Origin of the sequence: Nocardia beijingensis NBRC 16342, from assembly GCF_001612785.1 — a bacterium.
Classification (GTDB): Bacteria; Actinomycetota; Actinomycetes; order Mycobacteriales; family Mycobacteriaceae; genus Nocardia; species Nocardia beijingensis.
Window position 1 is genome coordinate 116080 of record NZ_BDBC01000054.1, and the last position, 6819, is coordinate 122898.

Here is a 6819-nt window from a genome sequence, read left to right on the forward strand (position 1 = left end):
CAGTGGCACACCGGTACCCGCTTCGGTCACGAGTGGACGGCTCGGCGAACCTGGTGGCAGAGGGCCACCGGGTCCGGGAACTCGGGTGTGGCCGCGGCCTCCTGGGCCGCTCGGGTGTAGCGGGGGTCGGCGAGGATCGCACCGACCGCGGCGCGAACGGCCTCGGGCGACAGCGGCCGGACGACGATCGAACTGCCTTGCCGCGCCGCCCGATTGGCCAGCTCCCACTGGTCGCCGCCGCCGGGGACGGTGACGATCGGGACGCCGGCGGACAGCGTCTTGGCGAGCAGGCCGTGCCCGCCCCCGCCGACGACGACGGACGCGTGGGTCAGCAGTTCGTCCTGCCGCCCCAGCCCCGCGGTCGCCCACGGCGGCAGATCGGCGGGCGGCGTGTCCAGCATCGAAATGGCCACGCGGACACCGGTTCCCTCCAGCGCCCGCAGGACGGTCTCGGCCATGCCTGCCACGCCGGTGTGCGCGGTCGACGGGGCGACCATGACCAGCGGCGCGTCCCCGGGCGGCAGGTCGAGGATCGCGTCGGTCGGCTCCCACAGCAGCGGGCCGATCACATGGGCGTTCTCCGGCCAATCCGGGCGCGGTACCTCGAGCGCGGGCAGGGTGGCGATCAGACGAGCGGCGGGGCCGGGATCGACGGCAGGGAGGCCGACGCTCTCGCGCGCCCGTTCCCGCTGGCGCTGCCCTTTGCGCACGGCTCGCGCGGTCATGCCGCGCAACACGCCGTCGCGCACCCACCCGCGCAGGCCCACACCGGGCGCGAGCCCGCTTCCGATGGGCGGCAATCCCTTCGACGGGAGATACAGCGGGTGCGGGGACAGTTCCACCCACGGAACGCCGAGCCGCTCGGCGGCCATGCCGCCGCCCGCGGTCAGCACGTCCGAGATCACCAGTTCGGGCAGCATGGCGCTCAGTTCGGGCAGGATCTCGGTGGAGATGTGCGCGGCTCGCTCGTGGATGCGCTGCCCGGCGTCGGCGTCGTCGTCCACCGGTCGCGGCGCGAGGCCTTTGAGTCTGCGCACTCCGATTCCGGCGGCGAGCGCCGCGTCGAACCACCGCGGACCGGTGAACAGCACCGGCTCGTCCCCGGCCGCCAGGAATCTGGAGCACAACGCGATAGCGGGGAATGCGTGACCGGGATCGGGCCCTGCGACGACGGCTACTCGCATCCGCTCAGCCTGCCACACCGCCGGGCGGGCCGATCACTCCCGCGTCGCGGCGCCCGCGGCTACAGCTTGCTCACCGTCGACTTGTCCGACCCCGACACCGCCTTGTACAGCAGGTACAGCCCGAACACGACGGCGCTGATCACCAGGATCGGGAACAGGCCCTTGATCAGCGCGCCGATGACGGTCAGCGCGATCCAGACGACGGCGACGATGCCGATGATCTTCCACAACATTTCGATGCCTCCATAAGTCGGTTTCCGCTTCGAGCATGACACTCGGTTCAGTGCGAATCACCAGGTGAGGAGGCATTTGGGGGTCGAAATCAGGGTTCACCCTTACTGCGCGCCCCGGCTGCGATCGGGGTTTTCACCGCCGAACGGCCGTTCCCGTCCGCCGAACACAGACGCTGGTGTGCGCGTGGTCCACGCGCACACCAGCGTCGGCAACGTGCCGCTCAGCCTTGACGCTCGGCGTCCGGCAGCTCTCCGGCCAGCGGATCGTCCTGCGGCATGCCATCCGGTTCCCGCATACCGAGATCGGCCGTGTCGATCGCGTAGGGATCGACCATCGGTTCCCGGCCCACCCGCGACCGGTCGCCGGTCGGCGGCATCGGCAAGGTCTCCTCGTCCGGACCCGCGTGGTTGCGCATGCGCGGCGGGGCGACGTCTTCCTGGTCCCCGGTCCGCGGCTGCGGCGGGCGGGTCATCGCGGGGCGGTCGCGCGGCGGCTGCGGCACCGGCTGTCTGCCGTAGACGTCCCAGGCGGACTGATCCGGATCGATCTGGTAGTGGTCGAACAGTTCCTGTTCGGCCTGCGGGCTGATCTGGCCGTTGTGGTCGAGCTGCGGCGAGGCCTTGACCGCGTCCTTGCCGACTCGCACCTGCAACACGGCCGACTCGGGGCGGTGCTCGGCGCCGGCCAGCGGGACCAACGCGTCGGCGCTGAACAGGCCGGTGGATACCGCGATCCAGGTGGGCGATCCGGAATTGTTGTCGACGTAGACCCGTTTGACCTTGCCGATCTTCTCGCCTTCCGGGCCGTACACCGAGCTGCCGATGAGCGTTTCCAGCATTTCAGTCATGGGTTCCTCCGCAGTTCGTCCGTGCGATGCGCAGCCCGACGGAACGCGGCTGGCCACCGCGCGTGCTGGGAAAAGAGTTCAATCGCTTGTGGGTCGATCGGTGCCCTCGGGGGCCGCGGCGACGCGCTGCGTTCTGCGCGAAAGCCGCACCGGATCCTCGGCGCTGTCACACGTCAGGTACCGGCTGACGTCCAGCCGTTGCGTGTCCTGGTCGAGCAGCGATCGACGGTAGGAAACATCGAGCATGACGTGCTCCTGCCAGTAGTGCATGTGCCCGGCCCCAGACGAGACCGGAAATGATCAGCTACAGACTGGCAACTACCCCCAATTCCCCTGACCAAACCAGACACACCTATGAATTCGCCGACACGCCGCAGCATGAGCAGCATTACAGCTATCGAGTAGCTATCAGTCGCTGCCGCGCTCAGGGCCGGCCACCGCGCGCCCGCTCTTGATCAGCGTCAGCGCCGAGGGTCCGCTGGTGAACCGGAAGTCCTCGCCACGATGGTCGACCTCGCCGTCGGTGGCCAGCGACACCGGCTCCCCGGTGACCCGCACGTCCACGCGGGAGACCCGGCGGTGCCGGTAGGTGGGCGAATACTCCAGCGTGCCGGTGAACGTCGCGAAGACCAGCCGCAACCGCGAGAACGGGACGTCGGCACGCAGATAGCGGACATCGAGGGTGCCGCCGTGCAACTCCGGACGCGACATGGGGATCTGGTCGGCCGGGTGATAGGCGCCGTTGCCGACGAACAGCATCCACAGCGCGGTGCGCGCGCCGTCCACGGTGACATGCAGTGGCTGGGCCCGGAACAGCACGCGCACCATGGCGATGCCCGCCGCGGGCCATTTGCCGATCCGGCGCTCCCAGCGCTCGCGGACGCGGACGAAATCGGGATAGCCGCCGAGACTGGCGGTGTTGACGAAGGTCCGCCGCTCCGTGCCGTCGAAGCAGACCTCCGCCACGTCGACGGCCACCGCTTCGCCCGCTTCCAGCCCGGCGACGGTCACGTCGGCCTCCGCCACTCCGGCGTCCCTGGCGAAGTGGTTCAGCGTGCCCCCCGCGAAGACCGCGAGCGGCAGCCGGTGACGTACGGCGTACTCGGCGACGGCGGACACCGTTCCGTCCCCGCCGACGACACCGAGAGCACGGATGCCGCCGCGGCGCAGCAGTTCGTCGACCCGCTCCTGGAAATCGTCGCCGCCGCCGAGTTCGAGCACCTCGGCGGCGGGCAACCGGGTGCGAAGGGCGGCGAGCGTGTCGTCGCCGTCGCCCGATCCCGCGTGCGGATTGCCGATCAGCAGCAATCCGGCGCCTTCCGGCAACGGTTCGATGCGCTCGACCGGGCCGAGGACAGCAGGGCCTTCGTCGCGCACCGCCCACCACCGGCGGGTGGCCACAGCGACCGCGCCGCCGAACAACGCGCCCGCGACCACATCGGACGGCCAGTGCACGCCGATGTGCACCCGTGAATACCCCACCGCGGCGGCGACCGGGGCGACCGCGGCGGCCGCCCGGGGCGATTCCAGCGCCAAGCCCGTCGCGAAGGCCGCGGCGGAGGCCGCGTGCCCCGAGGGGAACGACGAGGAGACCGGCGGCGCGACCAGCCTGCGCACGAACGGAACGGATTCGTCCGGCGGACGGCGACGCGGGAACAGCGGCTTGGCCACCCCGTTGGCCACGCCGCTGGCGATGCTCAGCGCGAGCAGCCCGCGCACCGCTCCGCGCCGGGTCGAGCGATCCCCGGCGACGAACAGCACCGCCCCGAGCCCGATCCACAGACGACTCTTGTCGGCGGCGGTGCTCAGAGCCTTCAGCACCCGGTCCGCCGGTGTCGCGCGCACGCGCGCGCTTCGATCGACCAGCCAGCGATCCAGGCTGCTCGTCCTTCCGATCACCCCACCGTCGCGTGCGCGAGCCGAGAGAAACCGCATCGCCGCAGCCTACCGGCCGCCCGTGCGCCCCGCCTCCGCCTTGGGCGGGACACACGTGCTCAGGTGTCGACCCGATCCAGCAACGTGGTCGCGACCGAGGCAAATTCAGTGCACGGATGTACTCTGATCTCGAACGCCAAACGGCGCTGCGCCACAACAGGGAAGGGATGATCGAATGACACAGACACCCCAATCAGCACACAGTCATGCACTGAATCTCGTCTGACGGCCGGGACCTCGATGGAACAGACGAACGAGCTGGCACAAGAACTCGCGGCCGCGGCCCGGCGCCACGGCTCGGCGATCGCGGGAATCGTCGGATCGGCCGCACGCAAGGCGTCGTGGGAAGTGCTCGACCTCATGGCCGAGAGCCGCGAACTCGTCGGCGCGGCGTTTCGCGCCAGGGCCGAGGAATTGCGCCGCCGGGACCGGCCGAGCTGACCGGCCCCGATCAGATCGGTGGCCGCTGCGACGCGGGCGCCGATTTGTCGGCGACTTCGATGAGGGCCTGCGCCCACCCGTCCAGCCGGTCGGAGGCGTGGCGCAGGTCCGCCACGATGGTGTCGAAGTTGTGCCGCACCACCGTGTGCTCCGGGACGGCGAGAATCCGGCCCGCGGCGGCCACCACCTGCTCGTACTCCGCGACACCCGCGTCGAGCCTGGCCAGGATCAGCCGCAGGTTCTCGGTGAGCGCCACCGCCGCGGGCGATTTCGCGCTTCCGATGGCGCCGAGGCCCTGTTCCATCGCCGTGATGTCGGCGGCCAGCGCGTGCAGCGCCGCGGCCCCCGAAGCGGCCGTTTCGAGCATGTCGGCCAGTTCGTCCGGGGGCAGCCGATGGGAACGGGCGATCTGGACGCCCATGCCGTGCAACGCCTTCTCCGCGCGCACCAGCCGCGCGATCGACGGCCTGGCATTCGACCACAGCGGTGGCAGCTTGCGCGGGATGAACGCCGCCTGCGGCAGCGGCGCCCCGCGCAACCGGAGATAGCGGCGAGTGCTCAGCGCCGCACCGGTCACCAGCGCCACCGCGCCGCCGCCGACCACGACCACGGCCCACACCGGCGCCGAAAGAGCGACAAGGCCAACGGTTCCCACCGTGGTGAGGCCGGACACCGTGCCCAGCTGGAAGCTGCGGCGGCGGGCCCTGCGGCGGCGGCGCAACTCCCGCTCCCGTGGATCGGCCCAGCGGCGCACGGCGACGAGCGCGTGCTCACCGGCTTCACGGAGACTTTCCGGCAGGCTGCCCGGCTGTGGCGCGAGCGCGGCCTGCGCCCGGATCATCGCCGTCCCGCGCAGGCGCCGCGTCTCGAGCCGACGCTCGCCGAATGCACTGCCGCTCATACCTTCTCTCCCACCGGTTACCCACATCGGACAGACCGAGACCCGACTCGGCCGACGGCCGGCCGGCCGGGTCCCCACGCCTTGCCCACCAGTGAACCAGCCCCCACCGACACATGTCGGCCGGGAACCCGGTCACGGCTACTGCTGCGCGGCCTGTCCCTTGTTCATCTGCGGCTGCGCCGAACCGGCTTGTGCCGGATTGATGGCGGACTGAGCGCCGCCGGCGGGCAACTGGTCGCCGCGCATGGACGCGCGGATCTGCTCCAGCTTGCTGTGCCCGGCCATCTGGATGCTGGCCTGCTGTACCTCGAGCATGCGGCCCTGCACCGAATTCTGGGCCAGTTCCGCCGCGCCGAGCGCGTTGGCGTAGCGGCGCTCGATCTTCTCGCGCACCGCGTCGAGGCTCGGGGTGCTGCCCGGCGCCGACAGCGTGGAGTCCATCTGCTGCAGCGAGGCGGAGACCTGCTCCTGCATCTTGGCCTGCTCCAGCTGGCTGAGCAGCTTGGTGCGCTCGGCGACCTTCTGCTGCAACAGCATCGCGTTCTGCTCCACGGCCTTCTTCGCCTGGGCCGCCGCCTGCAGCGACTGGTCGTGCAGGACCTTCAGGTCCTCGACGGACTGCTCGGCGGTGACCAGCTGCGCGGCGAACGCCTCGGCGGCGTTGGTGTACTGGATCGCCTTCTCGGTGTCACCCGCCGCGGTGGCCTGATCGGCCAGCAGGACGGCCTGGCGTGCGTTGGCGTTGAGCTTCTCGACTTCGTCCAGCTGCCGGTTCAGCTTCATCTCCAGCTGACGCTGGTTGCCGATGACCGACGCGGCCTGCTGTGAGAGGGCCTGGTGCTGCCGCTGGGCTTCCTCGATAGCCTGCTGAATCTGGACCTTCGGATCCGCGTGCTCCTCGATCTTCGCATCGAAGAGGGCCATCAGGTATTTCCAGGCCTTGACGAACGGATTAGCCATCGATTGATCCCGCCTCCATCTGACATGCCGCGCTCGGGCGCGACTCCAGTGCGCGACCGTCACGCACTCGATATGTGCCTATCCTCCACCATGTGGCACCCGGGCCGGGCGAACCCGGCCCAACCGACGCCTAATGGAGAATCTATCCGCTTTCCGCACCGGCCCGCAGCGCTGCCGCGGCTGCCGCGTCTCGTCGCCCGTCACGAACCCTTCACCAGGACCAGCATGTCCGATCGTGGCGCGGGGATGACGATCCTGGTGTCCTCCGCCAGCGGCAGCGGCCGCGCGGCGGGCTCGGCCGCCGACATGGCGGCCGA

The 6819-nt window shown here is 70.5% G+C and carries 8 protein-coding genes; 1 reads left to right on the forward strand and 7 read right to left on the reverse strand.

The features are described 5' to 3' along the window. Positions 1-26: 26 nt before the first annotated feature. The 5 genes from NB3_RS27195 to NB3_RS27210 all read right to left on the reverse strand — a co-directional run bounded on the left by NB3_RS27195 (position 27) and on the right by NB3_RS27210 (position 4200). Positions 27-1184 carry a glycosyltransferase gene (locus NB3_RS27195; protein WP_067809014.1) on the reverse strand — a complete coding sequence of 386 codons (1158 nt, stop codon included), beginning with the start codon at positions 1182-1184 and terminating at the stop codon, positions 27-29. A 59-nt stretch (positions 1185-1243) separates the two neighbouring features. Then, positions 1244-1417: a hypothetical protein gene (locus tag NB3_RS35705; protein ID WP_169810753.1), complete on the reverse strand. Its 174-nt coding sequence runs from the start codon at positions 1415-1417 to the stop codon at positions 1244-1246. Between the two features lie 221 nt (positions 1418-1638). Next, positions 1639-2265, reverse strand: coding sequence for a PRC-barrel domain-containing protein (locus tag NB3_RS27200; RefSeq protein WP_084823712.1), 627 nt, complete (start codon positions 2263-2265; stop codon positions 1639-1641). Between the two features lie 78 nt (positions 2266-2343). Further along, a complete protein-coding gene (locus NB3_RS27205) occupies positions 2344-2511 on the reverse strand; it encodes a hypothetical protein (protein WP_157112027.1) in 168 nt (55 codons plus the stop codon). Between the two features lie 162 nt (positions 2512-2673). Further along, positions 2674-4200 carry a bifunctional phosphatase PAP2/diacylglycerol kinase family protein gene (locus NB3_RS27210; RefSeq protein WP_084823713.1) on the reverse strand — a complete coding sequence of 509 codons (1527 nt, stop codon included), beginning with the start codon at positions 4198-4200 and terminating at the stop codon, positions 2674-2676. 240 nt (positions 4201-4440) lie between these two features. Between NB3_RS27210 and NB3_RS27215 the strand changes: the two genes are divergently transcribed. Beyond that, positions 4441-4641, forward strand: coding sequence for a hypothetical protein (locus NB3_RS27215; protein WP_067809022.1), 201 nt, complete (start codon positions 4441-4443; stop codon positions 4639-4641). 10 nt (positions 4642-4651) lie between these two features. On the opposite strand, the gene pspM is transcribed toward NB3_RS27215, so the two are convergent. Then, entirely contained in the window at positions 4652-5542 is an 891-nt protein-coding gene (gene pspM / locus NB3_RS27220; protein ID WP_084823714.1) for a phage shock envelope stress response protein PspM, read from the reverse strand. Positions 5543-5680: 138 nt separating this feature from the next. Then, positions 5681-6502 carry a PspA/IM30 family protein gene (locus NB3_RS27225; protein WP_067809023.1) on the reverse strand — a complete coding sequence of 274 codons (822 nt, stop codon included), beginning with the start codon at positions 6500-6502 and terminating at the stop codon, positions 5681-5683. Positions 6503-6819: the final 317 nt, after the last annotated feature.

Excerpts from the sequence above, each read along its gene's own strand:
- NB3_RS27195 (WP_067809014.1), bottom strand. The coding sequence starts at position 1,184 with ATGCGAGTAGCCGTCGTCGCAGGGCCCGATCCCGGTCACGCATTCCCC.
- NB3_RS35705 (WP_169810753.1), bottom strand. The coding sequence starts at position 1,417 with ATGTTGTGGAAGATCATCGGCATCGTCGCCGTCGTCTGGATCGCGCTG.
- NB3_RS27200 (WP_084823712.1), bottom strand. The coding sequence starts at position 2,265 with ATGACTGAAATGCTGGAAACGCTCATCGGCAGCTCGGTGTACGGCCCG.
- NB3_RS27205 (WP_157112027.1), bottom strand. The coding sequence starts at position 2,511 with ATGCTCGATGTTTCCTACCGTCGATCGCTGCTCGACCAGGACACGCAA.
- NB3_RS27210 (WP_084823713.1), bottom strand. The coding sequence starts at position 4,200 with ATGCGGTTTCTCTCGGCTCGCGCACGCGACGGTGGGGTGATCGGAAGG.
- NB3_RS27215 (WP_067809022.1), top strand. The coding sequence starts at position 4,441 with ATGGAACAGACGAACGAGCTGGCACAAGAACTCGCGGCCGCGGCCCGG.
- pspM (WP_084823714.1), bottom strand. The coding sequence starts at position 5,542 with ATGAGCGGCAGTGCATTCGGCGAGCGTCGGCTCGAGACGCGGCGCCTG.
- NB3_RS27225 (WP_067809023.1), bottom strand. The coding sequence starts at position 6,502 with ATGGCTAATCCGTTCGTCAAGGCCTGGAAATACCTGATGGCCCTCTTC.